Raw genomic sequence first — 21,162 nt, forward strand, 5'->3', positions numbered from 1 at the left:
TTGTCGACAAGGAGACAATATGCCGAACACCGCCCCCGCCGGAGCGCGGCCCGCTGATCCCCCTGATCCCCCGGCGGCCCCGGCCGCCTCCCCCGCGCTCCACGCCTCCTCCGGGCCCCACGGCGCCCTCGGCCTCTACGCCGCCGTCGCCCGCGGCGCCTTCCGCCGCCACTCGACCTACCGGGCCGCCACCCTGGCCGGCGTCTTCACCAACACCGTCTTCGGCTGCATCCTCGCCTACACCTTCATCGCGCTCTGGCAGGCCCGCCCCGGCCTCGGCGGCTACGACGTGAGCCAGGCCGTCACCTTCATCTGGGTCTGCCAGGGCCTGATGCCCACCACCGCGATCTTCGGCGGCGGATTCGAGGACGACCTCCAGACGCGGTTCCGCAACGGGGACATCGCCGTCGACCTCTACCGGCCGGTGGACTTCCTGGGCTGGTGGCTGGCGAGCGACCTCGGCCGGGCCGGCTACCACCTGCTGGTCCGCGGCGGTGCGCCGCTGCTGATCGGCTCGCTGCTCTTCCACTTCCGGCTGCCCGAGCGGCCGCTGACCTGGCTGGTCTTCCTGCTCTCCGCGCTGCTCGCCGAGGTGGTCAGCTTCGGGCTGCGGTTCCTGGTCGCGCTCACCGGCTTCTGGCTGCACGACTCCGAGGGCGTGCGCTCGGTGACCCTGGTGGTGACGATGTTCCTCTCCGGGATGCTGCTGCCGCTCACGCTCTTCCCCGGCGGGCTCGCCGACCTCGCCCAGGTGCTCCCGTGGGCGACGCTGGCGCAGGTGCCCGCCGACCTGTTCCTGGAGCACACCACCGGCGCCGCCGTGCTCGGGCCGCTCGGCCTCCAACTCGGCTGGGCCGCCGTGCTGCTGGCCGCCGGGCGCGGCGTGCAGGCGCTCGCGACCCGCAAGGTGGTGGTCCAGGGTGGCTGACACCGGCTCCGACCTCCGTACCGCCGGGTCCGACGTCCGCACCCCCGGCCCCGACGCCCCTGCCGTCGGCTTCGACGTCCCTGCCGTCCGGCCCCTCGCCCGTACCCGCTGGGCCGTGCGCTCCTGGTGGCTGTGCGCCGCCATGTGGACCCGCGCGATCATGTCCTACCGGGCCTCGTTCGCGATGATGCTCACCGCCAACGTGGTGATCACCTTCCTCGACTTCGCCGTGATCATCCTGATGTTCCGGCACACCGCCACGCTCGGCGGCTGGACCCTGCCCGAACTCGGCTTCCTCTACGGCACCTCCGGCTTCGCGCTCGGCATGGCCAACCTGCTGGTCGGCAGCACCGACGCGCTCGGCGAGCGGATCCGGACCGGCACGCTGGACGTGATGCTGATCCGGCCCGCCCCGGCCCTCGCCCAGCTCTGCGCCGAGCGCTTCTCGCTGCGCCGGATCGGCCGTCCGGTCCAGTCGGGGGCGGTGCTGGTCTGGTCGCTCGCCGTCCTGGACGTGGCCTGGACCTGGGACAGGGTGCTGCTGGTGGTCGTCCTGCTGCTCAGCGGCACGACCATCTTCTGCGCGATCTGGATCGGCTTCGCCTGCCTTCAGTTCTGGTGGGGCGAGGCCGAGGAGCTCCAGAACTCCTTCACCTTCGGCGGCGGCGTCATGCTGCAGTACCCGCCGACCGTCTTCGCCAAGGAACTGGTCGCCGGGGTGGTCTTCGGCGTCCCGCTGGCCTTCGTCAACTGGCTGCCCGCCCTGTACGTCCTCGGCCGTCCCGACCCGCTCGGCCTGCCCACCGCCTTCCAGTTCGCCTCCCCGGTCGTCGCAGCGCTCTGCGTCCTCGCCGCCGGGCTCGCCTGGCGGGCCGGGCTGCGCGCCTACCGCGGCACCGGCAGCTGAACCCCCATCCCTGAAGGAGCCTCCATGGCACTGATCGAACTCCACGACGTCCGCCGCAGTTTCACCGTACGGACCCGCACCGGCCGGTTCAGCCGGGCCAAACGCGAGGTCCGGGCGGTCGACGGGCTCGACTTCACCGTCGAGGCCGGCGAGTGCGTCGGCTACATCGGGCCCAACGGGGCCGGCAAGTCCACCACCGTCAAGATGCTCACCGGCATCCTCGTGCCCAGCTCCGGGCGGCTGCGGGTGGCCGGGGTCGACCCGGCCCGCGAACGCGTCGCGCTGGCCCGCCGGATCGGCGTCGTCTTCGGCCAGCGCACCACCCTCTGGTGGGACCTGCCGCTGCGCGACTCCTTCGAACTCGCCCGCCGGATCTACCGCGTCCCCGACGCCCGGTACCGCGAGAACCTCGACCGCTGCGTCGAACTGCTCGACCTCGGCGGCCTGCTGGACACCCCGGTGCGCCAGCTCTCGCTCGGCCAGCGGATGCGCGGCGACCTCGCGGCGGCGCTGCTGCACGACCCCCGGGTGCTCTACCTGGACGAGCCGACCATCGGCCTGGACGTGGTCAGCAAGGGCCGGGTGCGCGAGTTCCTGCGCGAGGTCAACCGGGACCGGGGCACCACGGTGCTGCTCACCACCCACGACCTGACCGACATCGAGCAGCTCTGCGGCCGGGTGATGGTGATCGACCACGGCCGGGTGGTGTACGACGGCGGGCTGGAGGGCCTGCACGCCACCGGCCGCAGCGAGCGGACGCTGGTGGTGGACCTCGCGCAGGAGCTCGCGCACCCGGTCGAGGTGCCCGGGGCGCGGGTCACCAGGGTCGAGGGGCCGCGCCAGTGGCTGGCCTTCCCGGCCCAGGAGAGCGCCGCGCCGATCGTGGCGGCGGTCGCCGCGCGCTACCCGCTGGTGGACCTGTCGGTGCGCGAGCCGGCCATCGAGGACGTGATCGCCCGGATGTACGCGGAGGTCGCGATCGGCTGACGGGACGGCCGGGGCTCGCCTCCGCGCTCCCGGCCATCGCGCGTACATGCGGTGGCCGGAAGTGTGTTCGGTTCGCGTCGCCCGTGCGGATGATCATCGTGACCCCGGACCCCCGGCACGAGTTGACCCGGCAACACTCGCCGATGCCGGAACCGGAGGCCCTCCGTCCGATGGCCGATCCCGACGTGACCGTGGTGGTCGCGGTCCACGACACCGCGCCGCACCTCACCGTCTGCCTGGACTCGCTGGTCGGGCAGTCCCTGGCGCCGGGGCGGCTGGAGGTGGTGGCCGTGGACGACGGCTGCACGGACGGCGGCGGGGAGCTGCTGGACGAGTACGCCGCCCGCCACCCCGGGCTGTTCACGGTGGTGCACCAGCCCGGTTCGGGCGGCCCGGCGGGCCCCGCCAACCGCGGCCTGGAGCTGGCCCACGGCCGCTACGTACTGTTCCTCGGCGCCGACGACCGGCTCGGCGAGGAGGCGCTGGAGCGGCTGGTCGCGGCCGCCGACGCCTGGGGCTCGGACGTGGTGGTGCCCAAGCAGGTCGGGGCGGACGGACGGCCGGTGACGCCGGGGGCCTTCCACGCGGACGCCGCGTCCGCGGGCTTCGCCGACTCCGTGCTGGCCCGGGCGCTGGCCGGCGCCAAGCTGTTCCGGCACGACCTCCTCCGGCACCACGGGCTGCGCCACGACGAGCGGTTGAAGGCCTTCTCGGACCGGCCGTTCACCCTGGAGGCCTGCCTGCGGGCGGCCCGGGTGTCCGTCCTCGCCTCCTACGACTGCTGCTTCCGGGGGCCGCGCGAGGACCGGGGCGACGTCACCGGGCGAGCCGGGGTACTGGACCGGCTGCGCGGGATCGCCGCGCTCCAGCAGGTGGCCGCCGATCTGGCCGAGCCGGGCGGGGAGTTGGACGCCATCCGGGCGCGCGGCTTCGGCTGGGACGTGCCGCGGCTGCTGCGGGACGGCTTCCTGCTGCTGGCCCCGGACGTGCAGGAGCGGGTGTGCGTCGAGGTCACCCGACTGGTCGAGCGGTTCGGCGCCCGCGAGGTGTACCACCGGCTGCCGGTCGCCGAGCGGGTGCGGCTCGAACTCGCCTGCACCGTACGGCCGGAGGCGCTGCGCAGCCAGATCCGCTTCGAGGCGGCGCACGGCGATCCGCCGGTGGTGCCGGACGGGCGGCGGTGGTACGCGGGCTACCCGGCGTTCCGGGACGACCGGCTCGGCCTGCCGGACGAGCTGTTCCTGCTGCGGGAGGAAGCGGCCGGGGAGTCGGTCAAGAGGTCGGCCGCGGAGTCGGTCGGGGCGGCGGTCGAGGAGGCCGCCCCGCCGCTCGACCTCGCGCGCCAGCTGTGGCGCGGACTCGTCCCGGCGCAGGTCCGGCGCGGGCTGCGGCGCCACCCGGCGTGGCGCCGGCTGGCCGACTCGGTGAACGGAGGACGGGGATGAGCCAGGACGTCTGCGTGGTCGGGCTGGGCCGGCTGGGCCTGCCGCTGGCGGTGCAGTTCGCGCTGAAGAGCCACCGGGTGACCGGCGCGGACATCGCGCCCGGCGTGGTGGACAGCGTCAACCGGGGCGTGCCGCCGTTCCCCCGGGAGGCGGGCCTGGACCAGGCGCTCAAGCGGGTCGTCGCCGAGGGCCGGCTGCGGGCCACCACCGACACCACGGCCGCGGTGGCCCGGGCCGAGGTCGTGGTGCTGGTCGTCCCGCTGGGCATCGCCGCCGACGGCAGCCCGGACTTCGCCCCGCTCGACGCGGCCACCGACGCCGTCGCGGCCGGGCTGCGCCGGGGCACCCTGGTCAGCTACGAGACCACCCTGCCGGTCGGCACCACCCGGGAGCGCTGGGCGCCCCGGCTGGCCTCCCGGTCGGGGCTCGCGGCCGGGACGGACTTCGCGCTGGTGTTCAGCCCGGAACGGGTCCGCATCGGACGGATCTTCGCCGACCTGCGTAGCTACCCCAAGCTGGTCGGCGGCCTGGACGCGTCCTCCACCCGGCGCGGCGGTGAGTTCTACCGGGCGGTGCTGGACTTCGACCCGCGCCCGGACCTGCCCCGGCCCAACGGCGTCTGGGAGCTGGCCTCGGCGGAGGCGGCCGAGTTCGGCAAGCTCGCCGAGACCACGTACCGGGACGTCAACATCGCGCTGGCCAACCAGTTCGCCCGGTACGCGGACGAGGTCGGGGTGGACCTCGCGGAGGTCGCCGACGCCTGCAACTCCCAGCCGTACAGCCACCTGCACCGGCCGGGCATCGCGGTGGGCGGGCCCTGCATCCCGGTCTACCCGCGGCTGTACCTGTGGAACGACCCGGGCGCGACGGTGGTCCGGGCGGCGCGCGAGGCCAACCTGGCGGTGCCGGAGTACGCGGTGGGCATGCTGGCGGGGGCGGTGCCGGGCGGGATCGCCGGGCAGGGCGTGCTGGTGCTCGGCGCCTCGTACCGGGGCGGGGTCAAGGAGACGGCGCACTCCGGGGTGTTCCCGCTGGTCGAGGCGGTGCGCTCGGCGGGCGCGCGGCCGTACGTCAGCGACCCGCTGTACGAGGCGGAGGAGTTGGCGGCGCTCGGGCTGCCGCCGTACGTCGGGGAGCCGGTGGTGGCGGCGGTGCTCCAGGCGGACCACCCGGAGTACCGGGACCTGACGCCGGTGGACCTGCCGGGGGTGCGGGTGCTGCTGGACGGGCGGCGGTGCACGGACCCGAAGCGCTGGGCGGGCACGGACGTGCGGCGGATGGTGCTGGGCGGGGGGTGAGTCCCCGTCCGGTCCGGTGGGCGACACCTGGCCGGGGCGCGTGATCGCGAGGCGCGCCCCCGTACGCGCCGGGCACCGGGCAGACTGGCGGGGTGAGTGACGATGCCTTCAGCGGGACCGGCCCCGGAGTCCGGTTCACCGCGGCCGACGAGGAGAAGAGACGCGGCGTCCGCCGGATGAAGACCATCGCGACCGGCCTGCTGGCCTTCGCGACCCTGGTCTTCGCCCTGGCCACCTGGGCCGGGGCGGCCGGCGCCGGCCCCTGGGCGGGGTACGTGGCGGCCGCCGCCGAGGCGGGCATGGTCGGCGCGCTGGCCGACTGGTTCGCGGTGACCGCGCTGTTCCGCCGCCCCTTCGGCCTGCCGATCCCGCACACCGCGATCATCCCGACCAAGAAGGACGCCTTCGGCCGCTCGCTCGGCGACTTCGTCGGCGAGAACTTCCTCTCCGGACACGTGGTGCGCGGCCGCCTGGCGGCGCTCGGCATCGGCCGCCGGCTGGGGGAGTGGCTGGCCGCGCCGGGCAGCGCCGAGCGGGTCACCAAGGAGGCCTCGGCGGCGCTGCGCGGCCTGCTCGCGGTGCTCCGCGACGACGACGTGCGGGCGGTGGTCGCCGAGGCGGTGACCAGGCGGGCCGCCGCGACCTCGGTGGCCGAGCCGATGGGCCGGATGCTCGGCAAGGTGGTCGCCGACGGCGGGCACCACGGGGTGGTGGACCTGGTCGCGGTCCGGGCGCACGGCTGGCTGACCGCCAACCACGAGGAGGTGGTCCAGAAGGTCACCCAGAAGACCCCGGGCTGGACGCCCCGGTTCATCGACCACCAGGTCGGCGAGCGGGTCTACAAGGAGCTGCTGCGCTTCGTCACCGACATCCGGGACGACCCCGACCACCCGGCCCGCGGCGCGGTCGACAACTTCCTCGCCGACTTCGCGACCGAGCTGCAGACCGACCCGGAGACCATCGCCCGGGTCGAGCGGGCCAAGGGCGAGCTGCTGACCCGCCCGGAGGTGCAGGACCTCATCAACTCCACCTGGGCGGCCGTGCGCACCCTGGTGATGGGTGCGGCCGAGGACGAGGACAGCGAACTGCGCCGGCGCATCCGCGACGGCGTGCGGCGCTTCGGCGAGCGCCTGGCCACCGATCCCAAGCTCCAGGCCAAGGTGGACGGCTGGCTCCAGGACGCCGCCCAGTACCTGGTCGACACCTACCGCGCCGAGATCACCTCGCTGATCTCCGAGACGGTGGCGGGCTGGGACGCCGACGACGCCTCCCGCAAGATCGAGGCCAACGTCGGCCGGGACCTCCAGTTCATCCGGATCAACGGCACCGTGGTCGGCGCCCTGGCCGGGCTGCTGATCCACACCGTGGCGGTCGCGTTCGGGGGGTGATCCCCCCGGGGGCGGTCGCGTTCGGGGGTGGTCTCCGGTGGCGGTTCCGGGCACGGCCTATCCTTGGCGGCACTGTCCCCGACGGCGCTGTCGTCGGTGCGCGTGACGGGTGACGTCGCGCGTGAAGAAACGTGAAGAAGGAAGAAGGGAACGACCGTGGTCCAGCCGGACGGAAGTCGGATCGGGAACCCCACAGAGCGGAGCATCGAGGCGTTCATCGCCGGGATGCCGAAGGCGGAGCTGCACGTCCACCACGTCGGCTCGGCCTCGCCGCGCGTCGTCGCGGAGCTGGCCGCGCGCCACGCCGGCAACTCCAAGGTGCCGACCGACCCGGCGGCGCTCGCCGAGTACTTCACCTTCACCGACTTCGCGCACTTCGTCGAGGTCTACCTGAGCGTCGTGGACCTGGTCCGGGACGCCGAGGACGTCCGCGCGCTCACCTACGGCGTGGCCGAGGACATGGCCCGGCAGAACATCCGGTACGCCGAGCTGACCATCACCCCGTACTCCTCGGTCCGCCGGGGCATCCCCGAGGTCGCCTTCATGGAGGCGATCGAGGACGCCCGGCTGCGCGCCGAGAAGGAACTCGGCGTGGTGCTGCGCTGGTGCTTCGACATCCCGGGCGAGGCCGGGCTGGAGTCCGCCGAGGTGACCGCCCGGCTGGCCACCGAGCTGGCCCCCGAGGGCCTGGTCAGCTTCGGCCTGGGCGGCCCGGAGATCGGCGTGCCGCGCCGCCAGTTCAAGCCGTACTTCGACCGGGCCCGGGCGGTCGGCCTGCACAGCGTCCCGCACGCGGGCGAGACCACCGGGCCGCAGACGGTCTGGGACGCGATCCGGGTGCTCGGTGCCGAGCGCATCGGGCACGGCACCCAGGCGGTGAAGGACCCGGCGCTGATCGACCACCTGGGCGAGCACCGGATCCCGCTGGAGGTCTGCCCGACCTCCAACATCGCCACCCGGGCCGTGGAGCGGATCGAGGACCACCCGATCAAGCGGATGGTGGACGCCGGGCTGCTGGTGACGGTCAACAGCGACGACCCGCCGATGTTCGGCACCGACCTCAACACCGAGTACGCGGTGGCGGCGCGGCTGCTCGGCCTGGACGAGGCCGGGGTGGCGGGGCTGGCCCGCAACGCCGTCGAGGCGTCCTTCCTGGACCGGGCGGGCAAGACCCGGCTGGCCGGGGAGATCGACGCCTACCTGGCGGGTTGGCAGCGGCCCTAGTTCCCGGCTCCGCCCGTTTCCCCTGCTTCCCTGTTCTCCCTGGTGAACCGCCCCGTCGACCCCCGTCGGCGGGGCGGTTCCGTTGTCGGCGCCAGGGCCGTTCGGGTGATGGCGCCAAAGTGGTGCCACTAATGACTCGACATGGCGCCACCGTTGTGCCAAGCTATCGGCCATGGACCTCACGCCGTACGTGGAAAACCTCCGGAACGAGCTCGCGGTGGCCGCCGCCACCGGCGGGGACGAAGCCCGCGCGCTGGCCGAGCGGCTGACGCTCCCGCTGGAGTCGGCCGTGCGGCTCACCCTGCTCAACGCGCTCTCGGCCGCCATGGGCGAAGTCACCCGTGACCTCGCCCCCGGCTCGGTGGACGTGCGCCTGCGCGGCCTCGATCCGGAGTTCGTGGTGACGGCGCCGCCCGGATCGGAGGCCTTCCACGGCGACCTGTCGCCCGTGGCGCCGTCCGTGGCTCCGATGGCACCACCTGTGGCGCCGACGGCGCCGCCGGTGGCGCCCTCGGGGGTGACGGAGTCGGACGAGACGGGCACCGCCCGGATCAACCTCCGCCTGCCCGCCCACCTCAAGGCCCGGGCGGAGGAGGCCGCCGCCGAGGCCGGCCTCTCGCTCAACGCCTGGCTGGTCCGGGCCCTGGCCGGTGCGCTGGAGGGCGGTGAGCCGGCCCGCCGTCCGGTGGCCGACCCGGCCGGCCGGGTCGCGCGCAGCATCGGCGGCCAGGGCTTCACCGGCTGGGTCCACTAGTACTTCCGTAGTACCGGGAACGTCTGCGCCACCTTCTGCACCTTCGACGTCACCCCGCTCCCACCAGCGGGAACACCCACACGAGTCAAGAGGACGGGACAGCCATGCCTACGTACGAGATCGACGGTCCGATTTCCGCCATCCTCGAGTTCGACATCGGCTCGGTCTGGATCAAGGCGGGCAAGCGCACCGACGCCGTGGTCGAGGTCCGGCCGGCCAACCCGGCCAAGGAGGCGGACGTCAAGGCCGCCGAGCAGACCCAGGTCGACTTCTCCGGCGGCCGGCTCGGCATCAAGGCCCCCAAGCAGCGCTCCGTCTTCACCAGCAAGAAGGGCGGGATCGAGATCCTGGTCGAGCTGCCGGCCGGCTCCGACGTCCACAGCGAGTCCCCGATGGCCGAGTTCGTCACCGAGGGGCCGCTCGGCGACTGCCGGCTGAAGACCTCGCTCGGCCGGATCCAGGTCGAGAGCGCCGAGAGCGCCCGGCTCGACAGCGGCTTCGGGGACGTCCGGCTCGGGGCGACGACCGGGGACGCCGAGGTGTCCGGCGCCGGCCGGATCGAGATCGGCTCCGTCGGAGGCCGGCTGACGGTCAAGAACAGCATCGGCGACACCGAGATCGACGAGGTGCACGGCGAACTGCACGCCAACGCCTCCAACGGCCGCATCCACATCGGCGCGGCCGAGGGGAACGTGGACGCCAAATCGGCGCACGGCCACATCCGGGTCGGCCGGGTGGTCCGCGGTCAGGTCACCCTCCAGACCAGCCTGGGGGACGTGGAGGTCGGCATCGCGGAGGGCACCGCGGCCTGGCTGGACGTGCACAGCAAGGTCGGCGGCGTCCGCAACGACCTCGGCCCCACCCAGGGCCCGGGCGACGCGGTGGAGACGGTCGAGGTCCGCGGCCGCACCCAGGTCGGCAACGTCGTCGTGCGGAGGGCCTGATGGCGGCGGTCTCCGCAGTCCCGGCGAGGCGGGCGGTCTCGGCGGACCCGGCGATCTCGGCCGTCGGGCTCACCAAGTCCTACGGGGACAAGGCGGTCCTGAAGGGCGTCGACCTGGGGATCCCGGCGGGCAGCGTGTTCGCCCTGCTCGGGCCCAACGGCGCCGGCAAGACCACCACCGTGGAGATCCTCTCCACCCTGATCCCCGCCGACGGCGGCTCGGCCCGGGTGGCCGGGCACGACGTGGAGCGCGGGGCCGACGGGGTGCGCGGGGCGATCGGGGTGACGGGCCAGTTCTCGGCGGTGGACAACCTGCTCACCGCCGAGGAGAACCTGATGCTGATGGCCGACCTCAACCACCTCCGCCGTCGGGAGGGGCGGAGGCGGGCGGAGGAACTGCTGCGGCGCTTCGATCTCACCGAGGCCTCCCGCAAGCCCGTCGCCACCTTCTCCGGCGGCATGCGGCGCAAGCTCGACCTGGCGATGACCCTGGTCGGTGACCCGAAGGTGATTTTCCTGGACGAGCCGACCACCGGGCTGGACCCGCGCAGCCGGCGCACCATGTGGGAGATCATCCGGGGCCTGGTCGCCGACCACGGGGTCACGATCTTCCTCACCACCCAGTACCTGGACGAGGCCGACCAACTCGCCGACCGGATCGCCGTCCTGGACGGCGGCCGGATCGTCGCCGAGGGCACGGCCGAGGAGCTGAAGCGGCTCGCCCCCGGCGGGCGGATCCGGCTCCAGTTCGCGGACGCCGCCCGACTGGCCGCCGCGGCCGCGCTGTTCGAGTACGCCAAGGCCGACGCCGAGGCACTGCGGCTGGAGATCCCGGGGGACAACTCCGTCCTCACCGTGAAGGCCGTGCTGGACGCGCTCGACAACGCGTCCGTACCGGCCGAGTCACTGGTCGTGGAGACGGCCGACCTGGACGACGTGTTCCTGCAACTCACCGGGGAGGGTGGGCGATGAGTACGGCCACGGGGACGGCCGGCTACGTGCTCAGCGACTCGCTGACCATGCTGCGCCGCAACCTCAAGCACGCGCTGCGGTACCCGTCCCTGACCTTCGCGGTCGTGGTGATGCCGGTCATGATGCTGCTGCTCTTCAACTACGCCTACGGCAGCACGCTGGGCGCCGGCATCGGCGGCGGTGACTACATCGACTACGTGACGCCGGGCATCGTGCTGATGGCGGCCACGTCCGGGTCGCTGGTCACCGCGATCGGCATCTGCACCGACATGACCGAGGGCATCGTCAACCGCTTCCGGACGATGGCCATATCGCGCTCCGCCTTCCTGGCGGGGCATGTGGTCGGCAGCGTCATCCAGACCATGATCGGGCTGGTGCTGGTGATCGGCGCGGCCCTCGCGATGGGCTTCCGGCCGAACGCCGGGCCGGTGGAGTGGCTGGCCGCGACGGGCCTGCTGCTCTTCCTCACCATCGCCCTGACCTGGATATCGGCCGGCATCGGCCTGGTGGCCAAGACGGTCGAGAGCGCCAGCAACATGCCGATGCCGCTGCAGTTCCTGCCCTTCATCGGCAGCGCCATCGTGCCGACCGACTCCATGCCGACGGCACTGCGCTGGTTCGCCGAGTACCAGCCCTTCACGCCCATGATCGAGACGCTGCGCGGGCTGCTGCTCGGCACCGGGATCGGCACCAGCGCCTGGAGCGCCCTGGCCTGGTGCACCGTGCTGACGCTGATCGGCTTCTTCTGGTCGAGGAGCGTCTTCTACCGGCGGTGACGGGGGTACGGCCGGTAGCCGGAGCGGCCCGGACGACGGAGCACCCGTCGTCCGGGCCGTCAGGTGTCCCCGTAGTAAAGTCCCGGCAAAGGACGACTCCGGGGGGAGCAAATGAAAGGCACGCGCCGCAGGCAGGTGGTGTGGTGGCTCAGAGGCGCGGCGCTGGCGGCCTTCCTGGTGTACCTGCCGGGCTACTTCTCCTCCCGCCAGGGCGGGTTGGTCGAGGTCGAGCGCTGGCTGAACCACCCGGTGCTGCTGCTCGGGACGGCGGTCGCGCTGGCCATGGCCTCGGTGGTGGTCCAGGTCGAGTTCCGCACCCGGTGGGCGCAGATCGGCTTCGCGGCCGTCCTGTCACCGCTCCTCGTCGTCGGCGCGGCGGTCGGGACCCTCGCGTACGTCTTCGGGGGCGACGGCCGGCTGGTCGATCGCAAGCCCGACCCGAACCGCTCCGACCACGTGCTGCGCGTCACCGACATCGCCTTCTCGATCGATCCGGTCTACCGGGTGGAGCTGGTCTCCGGCACCGGCTGGTCGGCCCGACACTGGAGCCTCGGCACCTGGGGCGAGGAGGAGGGCTTCCTCCGGGCCGACTGGTCCGGCCCGGGTGAGATCACGGTGACGCTGGAGCACGAGACCAGGGTCTTCACCGTCGAGAAGGGCGGGACGCTGGGCGAACCCTCGGTGACGCCCAGGCCCCGGAGGCCCCTGTAGGAGGGTCCGCGCCGAAGGTCGGTCGAGCAACGCCGGGGGCGGGGCTGACGGCGGGCACGCCGAAGTCGGATCGCAAGGGTCTCGGAGGGGCGGTGCCCCGACCGCCGGCCCCGACCGCCGGCCCCGACCGCCGGCGCGACCGAAAGCCCCGGCGGGCAGGCGTCACCAGCGGTCGATGCCCATGGTGGTGGCCGCGCTGTGCACGGCGTTGTAGTGCGGGATCGACATGTCGGACTTCTTCTGGCCGCCGGCAGGTTCCGGTCGGCGGCGCGGAACTCGTCGCGGGCCTCCGCGAGTAGGCTGGTGCCGTGGGAGACCGGGACGTCCTTGGTGCCGTGCGCCGGGTGGGACTTGGCGGCCGTCCGGCTGCCGGCGTTGATCAGGGTTCCACGGGCCTGGTTGTAGTCGGCGACCTTGATCGTCTTCGGGTTGCGGACCTCCGCCTGGACCTCGGCCGTCGACGGTGCCTGCTCGGCGGCCACGGCGGCGGGAGCGGCGGTGAGCGCACCCGTCACGAGGACGGTCGCGAGGGCGTTCCGAAGGGTCCTGTGCATGAGGGTGTCCTTCCGATGGGAAAGCGTCGAGGGTCCGCCCCCGTCCGTGAGTACCGGAACAGTCGGGATGCGAACGTCTCGGCCCTACCCGGGGCCCCGGTGGCGGAAAACCGGCTTCCGCTCGGGAAGTTCGCCGACGATGAGATCAGGCCTTCTCCCGATTTTTCTTCCATAGCACTGATGGGGTGACGAGTTGGAGACCGACCAGCCCGGTCCGGACGACATCGAGCGGTGGTTCACGGCCGTGGCGGACGGCCGGGTGAGCCGGGACGAGGCCGACCGCTGGGCGGCGCGGTGGTTCCTCGACGACGACCTGCGGTGGGACGAGGTGTCCCTGTGGGCCCTGAACCTGCTGCACGGCATCGACCTGCGGACCGGCCCCGACGGCCCGTACCTGCACGACGAGGCGCAGGTGCGGGAGTGGCTCGCCGAGTTGAGGCGCCGTCGCGGCCGCCATGGGCGCGGTGGCAGCACCACCCACCTGGGCGGGTGAGACGCACGGCGGGGCGGGGCGCGGTGGGGCTACGTCATCGGGTGCGGGTCACCCCTGCTGGTCCAGGGCGGCGAGCAGCTGGCCCGCGCGTCCGTCCGCCACGGCGAAGGCGAGGTGGTCGTGGTAGTCCCGGGTCTCGACGATCAGGCCGTCCCGGACACGCAGCACCTGGATGTTGGGGGTGCGGAAGGTGCGGCCGGTGGCGGGGTACAGGGCTTCGTAGTCGAACTCGGCGATCACCACCTCGGGGTCGTCGGTCCCGTGGACGTGGATGTTCTCCGCGCGCAGCCGGATGGCGTCGGCGGCCGCCAGGGCGGCGAAGCGCTCGCGGAGTTCCGCCCGACCCTCGACGCGGCGCGGGGGAGTGGGCGAGAAGACGACGTCCACCACGGCGTCCTCCGCGTAGAGCTCGGGCAGTTCACTCCACCGGCCCGCCGAGATGAGGCCGATGAAGAGCTCGAAGACCTCGCGCGGGGTGGCTGGTGCGGACATGGCTGACCTCCGGGATCCTGCCGCCTACAATCGGATAGGCGACTCCGTTTCCGACGATACGGATACGCCACTCCGTTTGTCCAGGCATGGCGAGGACCAGATGACGACAGATCAGACTCCTTCCGCCGCAGGCGCGAAGCCCCTGCGGGCCGACGCGCGGCGCAACCGTGCGCGACTGCTGGAGGTCGCCGAGGCGGTCTTCGCCGAGCGGGGCACCGGCGCGTCCACGGAGGAGATCGCCCGGGAGGCGAAGGTCGGCATCGCCACCGTGTTCCGGCACTTCCCCACCAAGGAGGCCCTGCTGGAGGCGGTGCTCGTCCGGCGACTGGAACGCATGGCCGAGGAGGGGCGACGCCTGGCGGCCGAGGCCGGGCCGGGGGACGCCCTCTTCGCCTTCTTCGATGTGGTGCTGGACCAGTCCCCGGCCAAGAACGCCTTCGCCGCGGCCCTCGCGGACGCCGGAGTCGACACCCGGGCCGCCACTTCCGACGCCGGCCGCGCGGTGCGCGAGGTCCTCACCGCACTCCTTGAGGGCGCCCAGCAGGCCGGCGCGGTGCGGCCGGACCTGGAGGTGCCGGAGCTGACGGCGGTCCTGGTCGGCACCTGCCGCATGCTGGAGCACCTGGCCGGCCACCCGGAGGCCGCCGGGCGCGCCCGCGCGGTCGTCCGCGACGGCCTGAGGGCGGGGGCGGGGGCGGGGGTGTGAGTGGAGTGGAAAGTCGGGCTCCCCGACTTTCCACTCCGGTGAGGGGGTGCGTCGGCAGGTGGCCGGGGAATGCGGAAGGGTCCGGCACCCTGGTAGGTGCCGGACCCTTCCGACGTGGAGCGCCAGGCCCGGGTTGCACGGACTCTTCCTACTGAAAGTAGGACGTGCTCTGGTAGCACCGCTGACGCCTGACGAGAGATCATCTCCCTCGCGACATCAGGAATATTAGCAGCTCAGTGCCCGTGCTCCGAATCGTGGGCCCGGGATGGTCAGGCCGGGGAAATCGGGGGGAGCCCGGCGGCGGCGATCCGTCTGGTCGGCGTGCGAGGTCGGCTTCGGCGTGGTGCTGGGCGGGTTGAGCAGCGCCCCGAGTAGGTGGCGGATCTCCTATAGTCCCTTCTCAAGATCCCGGACAACGGCATCCAGAGCAACAACATCCGCAAGGGGGACGTGCGATGGGCAGCACCAAGAGCGACTCGTACGAGGGTTTCTCGGCCGACGAGCGCGCCGCGATGAAGGACCACGCCAAGGAGATGAAGGCGGCCGCGCGCCGCACCTCCGCGGCGGAGAAGGCCGCAGAGGCGGCACGGGAGGTCCTGGAGAAGATCGCCGAGATGCAGGACTCGGACCGGATCATGGCCGAGCGCGTCCACGCCGTCGTCACGGCGAACGCCCCGAGCCTCGCGCCGAAGCTCTGGTACGGGATGCCCGCCTACGCACTCGGCGGCAAGGTCGTCTGCTTCTTCCAGAGCGCGGAGAAGTTCAAGTCGCGCTATGCCACGCTCGGTTTCAGCGACCAGGCGAAGCTGGACGAGGACACGATGTGGGCGAACGCCTTCGCCTTGACCGAGGTCACCCCCGAAGTGGAGGCGCGGATCGTCGCGCTGGTGAAGCGGGCCGTGGGTTGAGCCGCGACGCCGACCTTCCTGCCAGGCGCCGGATGTCGGTCACGTCGTAGCCCACCGGCTCGTCCGGCTGAACGTACGGGCCCGTGTCCGCCGGGTGGCCGGGCCGCCGGCCCCGGCAGTGCTTGCACTCGACCGCGGAGCCCGACAGAGCCCGGTCAGTCCGTCGAACTCCGGTGAGGCGCGCGGATGCCGGGAATGCGGAAGGGTCCGGCACCCTGGTGGGCGCCGGACCCTTCCGACGTGGAGCGCCAGGCCCGGGTTGCACGGACTCTTCCTACTGAAAGTAGGACGTGCTCTGGTAGCACCGCTGACGCCTGACGAGGAAGCATCTCCCTCGCGACGTCAGGAATACTAGCAGCTCAGCGCCGGTGCGACGAATCGTGGTCGTGGAGCGCTCTCGTCATGAAGGTGCTGTTCGGGTCGGGCCGGTAGTCCGCGAAGGGCTCGCAGGGGACGAACCCGAACTTTTCGTACAGGTTCCTGGCCGGCAGGAAGAAGTCGGCCGAACCGGTCTCCAGGCTCAGCCTGGTGAAGCCCATGCGCTTGGCCTCGCCGATGATGTGCTCCAGCAGCAGGGAGGCGACGCCGCTCCGCTTGCGCAGGGGCGCGGTGCGCATCGACTTGAGTTCGGCGTGGTCGGCGTCCAGGCGCTTGATCGCGCCACAGCCGACCAGGACGCCGCCGTCCCGCACCGACCAGAACGTGATCCCGGGCCGGCGGAGGGCGTCGAGGTCGAGGGCGTGGGTGCTCTCCGGCGGGGAGGTGGCCCGCAGCTGGCGGACGTGGTCGGAGAGGAATTCGGCGATCTCGGGGCCGGAGAGGTCGTCGGTCGCGATCCGCACTGTTGCTCCTGTCCCGAGCAGTGAACGCGGAAGGGCCCGGCACCCTGGTGGGCGCCGGACCCTTCCGACTATGGAGCGCCAGGCCCGGGTTGCACGGACTCTTCCTACTGAAAGTAGGACGTGCTCTGGTAGCACCGCTGACGCCTGACGAGAGATCATCTCCCTCGCGACGTCAGAAACAGTAGCAGGTCAGCGCCCGTGTGCCGAATCGGTGGAGTCAGGCGTCGAACTCGCCGGCGCGGATGGCGGAGACGAGGTCGCGCCACTCGTCCGGGGTGAGTTGGGCGATGGCGTCGGGTCGAGGGCTGCTGCGGACGAAGACGGCATCCTCGGTCACGGCGACTTCGGGGCAATTATTCGAGTTGGCGCACGACGCAGGGCGTGTCCAGGCGAGCTTTCCCACGATCTATATCTCCTTCTTGATCTTCGCGATCAGGTCCGACCGCAGTCCGCTCCTCCCCGAGCAGGGCCCTCTCGCCCTGTTCTCCGAGACCGGCCGGGGCCTCCAGCTCGTCGCCGGCCTCACCCACCGCTGGGCCGTGGACCCCCAGCAGCTCGGCACGACCGTCTGGTTCGAGTTGGACGGTGCCGCGTGAGCGCCCACCACCCCATCCACCCCGCCGATCCGGCCCTGCTCCACCTCACCTCGCGCCAGGTCTCCGAGCTGATCGTCGAACTCCGCACCGAGGGACGCGAATTCGGCCTCCTCTGGCCCTCCGCCGCCCCGGGTGACACCAACCTCCACGGCCGCCGCCTGATCGACATCGGAAACGTCCCGGCCAGCACCCTGATCAACCCCCTCGCGCTCCTGCGCGAGTTCAGGCGCACCCGGGACGCCGATCACCGGACCTGAGCGGTTCCCGGATCAGTGCTCCTCTGAGATCCTGTCCGGATGCTGCTGCCTGACATCGCCTCGCAGACCTGCCTGATCGAAGTGCTCCGGATCGCGAACCCGACGCGTGCCCACGGTTCGGGCTCTGCCACAAGGGAGAGCATCGCCGTCTGGGAAACGGAGGACCTGCGGCAGGCCCTGGAGTTGATCGGGTCGCTGCCGGAGAGCGAGCTGCGTCGCTGCTTCGCGCCCGGGTTCGGGATCCGGGCGCACGGCTCCAGCGGGCTCCTCTTCGAGATCTCCTTCTGCTTCGACTGCCACGGCGCCTTGCTGGCGGGGCCCGAACTGCCGTCCGACGTCGCCGGAATGTACAGCTTCGCTCCGGACAGCCCGCCCGGCCGCGAACTGCTCCGCCGTTTCCGGACGGCCGCCGGAACGAGCTGAAGGTGACGGCGGTCCGGCGAAGGCCGAGTCAGGCCTCGGGCTCCGCGTAGGTGTTGAACCGCAGGTACAGACCGATGTGCGCCGGGACCCCGGGTGCGATGGTCCGGTAGCTGCAGAGCTCCTGCACGCCGGTGTCGCCGTCCGGCAGCCCGGCCGTCAGCCGGCGGACAACCTCGGCGTGCGGGCGCGGGTCCACTCCCTCGATCCGCATCAGCTCCGCGATGCGCGCGGCGGCCTCGGCGTCGCTGCGGGCGTTGCCCGGCAGCCGCAGGTAGACGTTGGCCTCCTCGGGGCCGGCCCCGCCCTCCCGGAACGCCAGGCAGGTCATCGGCTCGTTGTCCACGATCCCGCCGTCCCGCCCGTAGATCACGGCACGGGCGCGGGCCGCCCGCACCGGGTCGTGGCGGTGCGACAGTGCGGCCACCGTGTCCAACTCGTCCATCGACATGGGGAGGTGGCGGAAGTAGACCTTCACCCGGGAGGCGCTTCCGCCGTCCAGGTCAAGGGCGAAGAACTCCACCTCGTGCCCGCGCCGGGCGAGTTCGTCGCAGCGCCGCCCCACCGGCTCCCAGGCCGCCGCCAGCCCCAGCCGGTGCATGGCCTCCGCCATCACCTCGTGGGTGCGGTCCAGGCCGTGCGCCTGCGGGTTGAGGTAGACCTTGTAGTGCGGACGCTCGCCGGGCTGCCAGGCCAGGGAGTGCCAGACGGTGGGCCGGTTGGGATCGGGATCGGGCGTGACGAACAGGTCCTCGACGTCGAGGTACCGCTCGATGCTCGTTCCCGGCCGCTCGGCGAGTCGGCGCGTCAGCTCCCGGCCGGCTTCCTGGCACCCGAGCGGCGTGCGGTCGGAGCTCAGCGACTCGAACAGGATGCGGATCTCCGGTCGCCCCGCCTTCCAACTGACGGATAGCTCGGCGGGGAATCCGTCGGAGGAGACGAACGAGGGCGGCGTGCACCGCGTCCCGATGGGCTGGGCACCCCACGGGCTGAGCACGTCCCGCAGGTCCCGCAGGACGCGGGCAGTCTCCGGCTCGCCCGTCCCCAGGCCCTGGCAGACGGCTGTCCACTTCTCTTCCAGGAACTGCCCGAAGCTCTTGTCCGGGGCCTGGAAGGGGGCCGGGGCGGGTGGGGCGTAGCGAAGCTGTGGGGTGGTGGTCACTGGCCCTACTGGTTGGGCTCGTTCAGCTGCTGAACCACGTCCTGGTTCGGCTCGTTGCGCTGGCCGATGACCGACTGGTTCGGCTCGTTGAGCTGGCCGATGACCGACTGGTTGGGCTCGTTCAGCTGGCCGATGACCGACTGGTTCGGCTCGTTGAGCTGGCCGATGACCGACTGGTTCGGCTCGTTGAGCTGTACCACGCCCGACTGGTTGGGTTCGTTCAGCTGGCCGGCGACGGCGGTGGCCGACGTGCCGCCGAGCAGGGCCGCACCCGTAGCGACCCCAACTGCCAGCGTTGCCAGTACCTTGCGCATCATTGCTCCTCCCGCTGATCGATGATCAGATTGATCATAGCCATAGGGCTGATACCAGAGGTATGAATCTTTCGAACGCATCTCTGGTCCAGTCCGCCCCTGCCCACCCACCGCCGCAGCCCCGGGAGTCGCCATGTCCGCACCGCAGCAGTCCGCCGACCCGTACGCGGCGACCGGCGTCGTCGGCCCGGCCCCGGAGGGGGTGACCCTGCCGCTGCCGCCGGTCTTCGACTCGGTGGAGGAGGAGCGCCAGTACCGCAAGGAGCAACTGGCGGCCGGGTTCCGGCTGTTCGGCCGGTTCGGCTTCTCGGAGGGCGTCGCCGGGCACATCACCGTCCGCGACCCGGAGAACCCGAGCTGGTTCTGGGTGAACCCGTTCGGCATGAGCTTCAACCAGATCAAGGCCTCCGACCTGATCCTGGTCGACCACGAGGGCACCCTGCTGCACGGCAACCGGCCGGTGAACCGGGCCGCGTTCGCGATCCACTCCCAGGTGCACGCCGCCCGCCCGGACGCGGTCGCCGCCGCGCACTCGCACTCCCTCTACGGCAAGGCCTTCTCCAGCCTCGGCATCCCGCTCGACCCGATCACCCAGGACGCCTGCGTCTTCTTCGAGGACCACGGGCTGTACAGCGACTACCGGGGCGTCGTCACCGAGACCGAGGAGGGCAAGCGGGTGGCCGCCGCGCTGGCCGGCCACAAGGCGGTGATCCTGCAGAACCACGGCCTGCTCACGGTCGGGCAGTCGGTGGCCGAGGCGGTCTGGTGGTTCGTCACCATGGAGCGCTCCTGCCAGGCGCAGCTGATCGCGATGGCGGCCGGCACCCCCAAGCTGATCGACCGCGAGACCGCGCTGATCGCCCGCGACCAGATCGGTACCCCGCTGGCCGGCTGGTTCCAGGCCCGGCCGCTGTGGGACCAGATCACCCTCTCCGACCCCGACCTCTTCGACTGACCGGCTTCCCCGTCCCGTCCTGCCGCGCCCCGTCCTTCCCTGCCCCGCTCGTCTTCGCCCCGCCCGTCCTCGCCGCCCTGGAGCAGCCCCGTGTCCACCGCCCCCGTCCAGCACAGGCTCCGGATCGCCGTGTTCGGTGCCGGTTCCATCGGCTGCCATCTCGGCGGCATGCTCGCCTCGACCGCCGAGGTCGTCCTGATCGGCCGCCCGGTGGCGATGGCGGCGATCGACGCGGAGGGGCTGACCCTCACCGGTCCGGGCGAGGCCCGTCGCGAGGTACGGGAGCTGACCGTCGCCGCCGACCCCCGGGCCGCGTCCGGCGCCGACTACGTCCTGGTCACGGTGAAGTCCGCCGACACCGCGACCGCCGCCCGGGAGCTGGCTCCGCACCTCGGCCCCGACACGGTGGTGGTGAGCTTCCAGAACGGCCTGCGCAACGCGGACGAGCTCGCGGCCGCGCTGCCGTCCCACCGGGTGCTGGCCGGCATGGTGCCGTACAACGTGGTGCGGACCGGCGCCGCCGCCTTCCACCAGGGCAGTGCCGGGTCGCTGATGCTGGCCGACGAGGAGGGGGCGCACGCGCTCGCCGAGGCGGCCCGGGCGAGCGGTCTGCAACTGGAGCTGCGGGTGGACATGCCGGCCGTCCAGGCGGCGAAGCTGCTGATGAACCTCAACAACGCGGTCAACGCGCTCTCGGGCCTGCCGCTGCGCGAGCAGGTCGGGCAGCTGGCGTACCGGCAGTGCGTGGCACGCTGCCAGCTGGAGGCGCTGGCGGCGTTCCGGGCCGCGGGGGTGGCGCCGGCCCAGCTCGGGCCGGTGCCGCCGGAGGTGATGCCGCAGGTGCTCGAACTGCCGGACGCGCAGTTCCACGAGCTGGCGGGGGCCAGCCTTCAGATCGACGCCACCGCCCGTTCCTCGATGTGGGAGGACCTCCAGCGGGGCCGCCCCACCGAGATCGACTCGCTCCAGGGCGAGATCGTCGCCCTCTCCGAGCGCCACGGCCTCACCGCCCCCGCCAACGCCCGGCTCATCGCCCTCGTCCGCGAGGCCGAGGCGGCCGCCCCCGGTGCCACCCCTGGCTGGTCCGGCCCCGCCCTCCTCGCCGAACTCCCCCCGGTCGGATAGGGCCC

At 72.5% G+C, this 21,162-nt stretch carries 25 protein-coding genes; 20 read left to right on the forward strand and 5 right to left on the reverse strand.

Going from position 1 to position 21,162, the window contains the following annotated elements:
- Positions 1-19: 19 nt before the first annotated feature.
- From ACZ7RU_RS26825 to ACZ7RU_RS26885, 13 genes are all read left to right on the forward strand, one after another.
- Entirely contained in the window at positions 20-928 is a 909-nt protein-coding gene (locus ACZ7RU_RS26825; RefSeq protein WP_470343515.1) for an ABC transporter permease, read from the forward strand.
- The gene (locus ACZ7RU_RS26830) at positions 921-1,835 is read left to right on the forward strand and encodes an ABC transporter permease (RefSeq protein WP_470343516.1); all 915 of its coding nucleotides are present in this window, start codon (positions 921-923) and stop codon (positions 1,833-1,835) included. The genes ACZ7RU_RS26825 and ACZ7RU_RS26830 overlap by 8 nt, the downstream gene beginning before the upstream one ends.
- A 24-nt stretch (positions 1,836-1,859) precedes the next feature.
- Positions 1,860-2,822: an ABC transporter ATP-binding protein gene (locus ACZ7RU_RS26835; protein ID WP_470343517.1), complete on the forward strand. Its 963-nt coding sequence runs from the start codon at positions 1,860-1,862 to the stop codon at positions 2,820-2,822.
- 170 nt (positions 2,823-2,992) lie between these two features.
- Complete coding sequence (locus tag ACZ7RU_RS26840; protein WP_470343518.1) at positions 2,993-4,267, forward strand: glycosyltransferase family 2 protein; 1,275 nt, start codon at positions 2,993-2,995, stop codon at positions 4,265-4,267.
- Complete coding sequence (locus ACZ7RU_RS26845) at positions 4,264-5,565, forward strand: nucleotide sugar dehydrogenase (RefSeq protein WP_470343519.1); 1,302 nt, start codon at positions 4,264-4,266, stop codon at positions 5,563-5,565. The genes ACZ7RU_RS26840 and ACZ7RU_RS26845 overlap by 4 nt, the downstream gene beginning before the upstream one ends.
- Positions 5,566-5,657: 92 nt before the next feature.
- Positions 5,658-6,953 (forward strand): DUF445 domain-containing protein, encoded by a 1,296-nt coding sequence (locus ACZ7RU_RS26850; protein ID WP_470343520.1) that lies wholly within the window; start codon positions 5,658-5,660, stop codon positions 6,951-6,953.
- A gap of 156 nt (positions 6,954-7,109) precedes the next feature.
- On the forward strand, positions 7,110-8,177 hold the full coding sequence (locus ACZ7RU_RS26855; protein ID WP_470343521.1) for an adenosine deaminase: 1,068 nt from the start codon (positions 7,110-7,112) through the stop codon (positions 8,175-8,177).
- A 172-nt stretch (positions 8,178-8,349) separates the two neighbouring features.
- Positions 8,350-8,931: a toxin-antitoxin system HicB family antitoxin gene (locus tag ACZ7RU_RS26860; protein WP_470343522.1), complete on the forward strand. Its 582-nt coding sequence runs from the start codon at positions 8,350-8,352 to the stop codon at positions 8,929-8,931.
- Between the two features lie 104 nt (positions 8,932-9,035).
- The gene (locus ACZ7RU_RS26865) at positions 9,036-9,875 is read left to right on the forward strand and encodes a DUF4097 family beta strand repeat-containing protein (protein ID WP_470343523.1); all 840 of its coding nucleotides are present in this window, start codon (positions 9,036-9,038) and stop codon (positions 9,873-9,875) included.
- Complete coding sequence (locus ACZ7RU_RS26870; protein WP_470343524.1) at positions 9,875-10,846, forward strand: ATP-binding cassette domain-containing protein; 972 nt, start codon at positions 9,875-9,877, stop codon at positions 10,844-10,846. Before ACZ7RU_RS26865 ends, ACZ7RU_RS26870 begins: the two co-directional genes overlap by 1 nt.
- Positions 10,843-11,622 carry an ABC transporter permease gene (locus ACZ7RU_RS26875; RefSeq protein WP_470343525.1) on the forward strand — a complete coding sequence of 260 codons (780 nt, stop codon included), beginning with the start codon at positions 10,843-10,845 and terminating at the stop codon, positions 11,620-11,622. The genes ACZ7RU_RS26870 and ACZ7RU_RS26875 overlap by 4 nt, the downstream gene beginning before the upstream one ends.
- A gap of 111 nt (positions 11,623-11,733) precedes the next feature.
- Complete coding sequence (locus ACZ7RU_RS26880; RefSeq protein ID WP_470343526.1) at positions 11,734-12,333, forward strand: hypothetical protein; 600 nt, start codon at positions 11,734-11,736, stop codon at positions 12,331-12,333.
- A 747-nt stretch (positions 12,334-13,080) separates the two neighbouring features.
- Positions 13,081-13,380 carry a hypothetical protein gene (locus ACZ7RU_RS26885; protein WP_470343527.1) on the forward strand — a complete coding sequence of 100 codons (300 nt, stop codon included), beginning with the start codon at positions 13,081-13,083 and terminating at the stop codon, positions 13,378-13,380.
- Between the two features lie 48 nt (positions 13,381-13,428).
- Here ACZ7RU_RS26885 and ACZ7RU_RS26890 read toward each other — a convergent pair whose 3' ends face one another.
- On the reverse strand, positions 13,429-13,872 hold the full coding sequence (locus tag ACZ7RU_RS26890; RefSeq protein ID WP_470343528.1) for a nuclear transport factor 2 family protein: 444 nt from the start codon (positions 13,870-13,872) through the stop codon (positions 13,429-13,431).
- A gap of 100 nt (positions 13,873-13,972) precedes the next feature.
- Here ACZ7RU_RS26890 and ACZ7RU_RS26895 point away from each other — a divergent pair, with 100 nt between their 5' ends.
- Together ACZ7RU_RS26895 and ACZ7RU_RS26900 are read left to right on the forward strand one after the other, a co-directional pair.
- On the forward strand, positions 13,973-14,578 hold the full coding sequence (locus ACZ7RU_RS26895; protein WP_470343529.1) for a TetR/AcrR family transcriptional regulator: 606 nt from the start codon (positions 13,973-13,975) through the stop codon (positions 14,576-14,578).
- Between the two features lie 455 nt (positions 14,579-15,033).
- Positions 15,034-15,486, forward strand: coding sequence for an iron chaperone (locus tag ACZ7RU_RS26900; protein ID WP_470343530.1), 453 nt, complete (start codon positions 15,034-15,036; stop codon positions 15,484-15,486).
- 359 nt (positions 15,487-15,845) lie between these two features.
- Here the strand turns inward: ACZ7RU_RS26900 and ACZ7RU_RS26905 are convergent, their stop codons facing one another.
- Entirely contained in the window at positions 15,846-16,328 is a 483-nt protein-coding gene (locus ACZ7RU_RS26905) for a GNAT family N-acetyltransferase (RefSeq protein WP_470343531.1), read from the reverse strand.
- A 217-nt stretch (positions 16,329-16,545) separates the two neighbouring features.
- Entirely contained in the window at positions 16,546-16,731 is a 186-nt protein-coding gene (locus ACZ7RU_RS26910) for a DUF397 domain-containing protein (protein ID WP_470343532.1), read from the reverse strand.
- 16 nt (positions 16,732-16,747) lie between these two features.
- Between ACZ7RU_RS26910 and ACZ7RU_RS26915 the strand changes: the two genes are divergently transcribed.
- From ACZ7RU_RS26915 to ACZ7RU_RS26925, 3 genes are read left to right on the forward strand one after another with little or no spacing between them, the layout of a single operon-like run.
- A complete protein-coding gene (locus tag ACZ7RU_RS26915) occupies positions 16,748-16,924 on the forward strand; it encodes an ATP-binding protein (RefSeq protein WP_470343533.1) in 177 nt (58 codons plus the stop codon).
- On the forward strand, positions 16,921-17,181 hold the full coding sequence (locus ACZ7RU_RS26920) for a hypothetical protein (RefSeq protein ID WP_470343534.1): 261 nt from the start codon (positions 16,921-16,923) through the stop codon (positions 17,179-17,181). Before ACZ7RU_RS26915 ends, ACZ7RU_RS26920 begins: the two co-directional genes overlap by 4 nt.
- Positions 17,182-17,220: 39 nt before the next feature.
- Positions 17,221-17,604, forward strand: a complete 384-nt coding sequence (locus ACZ7RU_RS26925; protein WP_470343535.1) for a hypothetical protein — start codon at positions 17,221-17,223, stop codon at positions 17,602-17,604.
- Between the two features lie 28 nt (positions 17,605-17,632).
- On the opposite strand, the gene ACZ7RU_RS26930 is transcribed toward ACZ7RU_RS26925, so the two are convergent.
- Both ACZ7RU_RS26930 and ACZ7RU_RS26935 read right to left on the reverse strand, forming a co-directional pair.
- Positions 17,633-18,763 carry a tryptophan dimethylallyltransferase family protein gene (locus tag ACZ7RU_RS26930; RefSeq protein ID WP_470343536.1) on the reverse strand — a complete coding sequence of 377 codons (1,131 nt, stop codon included), beginning with the start codon at positions 18,761-18,763 and terminating at the stop codon, positions 17,633-17,635.
- A 5-nt stretch (positions 18,764-18,768) separates the two neighbouring features.
- A complete protein-coding gene (locus tag ACZ7RU_RS26935) occupies positions 18,769-19,077 on the reverse strand; it encodes a hypothetical protein (RefSeq protein ID WP_470343537.1) in 309 nt (102 codons plus the stop codon).
- Positions 19,078-19,210: 133 nt separating this feature from the next.
- On the opposite strand from ACZ7RU_RS26935, the gene ACZ7RU_RS26940 reads away from it, so the two are divergent.
- Together ACZ7RU_RS26940 and ACZ7RU_RS26945 are read left to right on the forward strand one after the other, a co-directional pair.
- Entirely contained in the window at positions 19,211-20,032 is an 822-nt protein-coding gene (locus ACZ7RU_RS26940; protein WP_470343538.1) for a class II aldolase/adducin family protein, read from the forward strand.
- A 90-nt stretch (positions 20,033-20,122) separates the two neighbouring features.
- The gene (locus ACZ7RU_RS26945; protein ID WP_470343539.1) at positions 20,123-21,157 is read left to right on the forward strand and encodes a 2-dehydropantoate 2-reductase; all 1,035 of its coding nucleotides are present in this window, start codon (positions 20,123-20,125) and stop codon (positions 21,155-21,157) included.
- The last annotated feature ends 5 nt before the right edge of the window (positions 21,158-21,162 follow it).

The sequence above is a fragment of the Kitasatospora sp. NPDC114501 genome (assembly GCF_055633695.1).

Coding starts and splice junctions, on each gene's coding strand:
- ACZ7RU_RS26825 (WP_470343515.1), top strand. CDS start 20: ATGCCGAACACCGCCCCCGCCGGAGCGCGGCCCGCTGATCCCCCTGAT.
- ACZ7RU_RS26835 (WP_470343517.1), top strand. CDS start 1,860: ATGGCACTGATCGAACTCCACGACGTCCGCCGCAGTTTCACCGTACGG.
- ACZ7RU_RS26840 (WP_470343518.1), top strand. CDS start 2,993: ATGGCCGATCCCGACGTGACCGTGGTGGTCGCGGTCCACGACACCGCG.
- ACZ7RU_RS26845 (WP_470343519.1), top strand. CDS start 4,264: ATGAGCCAGGACGTCTGCGTGGTCGGGCTGGGCCGGCTGGGCCTGCCG.
- ACZ7RU_RS26860 (WP_470343522.1), top strand. CDS start 8,350: ATGGACCTCACGCCGTACGTGGAAAACCTCCGGAACGAGCTCGCGGTG.
- ACZ7RU_RS26865 (WP_470343523.1), top strand. CDS start 9,036: ATGCCTACGTACGAGATCGACGGTCCGATTTCCGCCATCCTCGAGTTC.
- ACZ7RU_RS26870 (WP_470343524.1), top strand. CDS start 9,875: ATGGCGGCGGTCTCCGCAGTCCCGGCGAGGCGGGCGGTCTCGGCGGAC.
- ACZ7RU_RS26875 (WP_470343525.1), top strand. CDS start 10,843: ATGAGTACGGCCACGGGGACGGCCGGCTACGTGCTCAGCGACTCGCTG.
- ACZ7RU_RS26880 (WP_470343526.1), top strand. CDS start 11,734: ATGAAAGGCACGCGCCGCAGGCAGGTGGTGTGGTGGCTCAGAGGCGCG.
- ACZ7RU_RS26890 (WP_470343528.1), bottom strand. CDS start 13,872: ATGTCCGCACCAGCCACCCCGCGCGAGGTCTTCGAGCTCTTCATCGGC.
- ACZ7RU_RS26895 (WP_470343529.1), top strand. CDS start 13,973: ATGACGACAGATCAGACTCCTTCCGCCGCAGGCGCGAAGCCCCTGCGG.
- ACZ7RU_RS26900 (WP_470343530.1), top strand. CDS start 15,034: ATGGGCAGCACCAAGAGCGACTCGTACGAGGGTTTCTCGGCCGACGAG.
- ACZ7RU_RS26925 (WP_470343535.1), top strand. CDS start 17,221: ATGCTGCTGCCTGACATCGCCTCGCAGACCTGCCTGATCGAAGTGCTC.
- ACZ7RU_RS26935 (WP_470343537.1), bottom strand. CDS start 19,077: ATGCGCAAGGTACTGGCAACGCTGGCAGTTGGGGTCGCTACGGGTGCG.
- ACZ7RU_RS26940 (WP_470343538.1), top strand. CDS start 19,211: ATGTCCGCACCGCAGCAGTCCGCCGACCCGTACGCGGCGACCGGCGTC.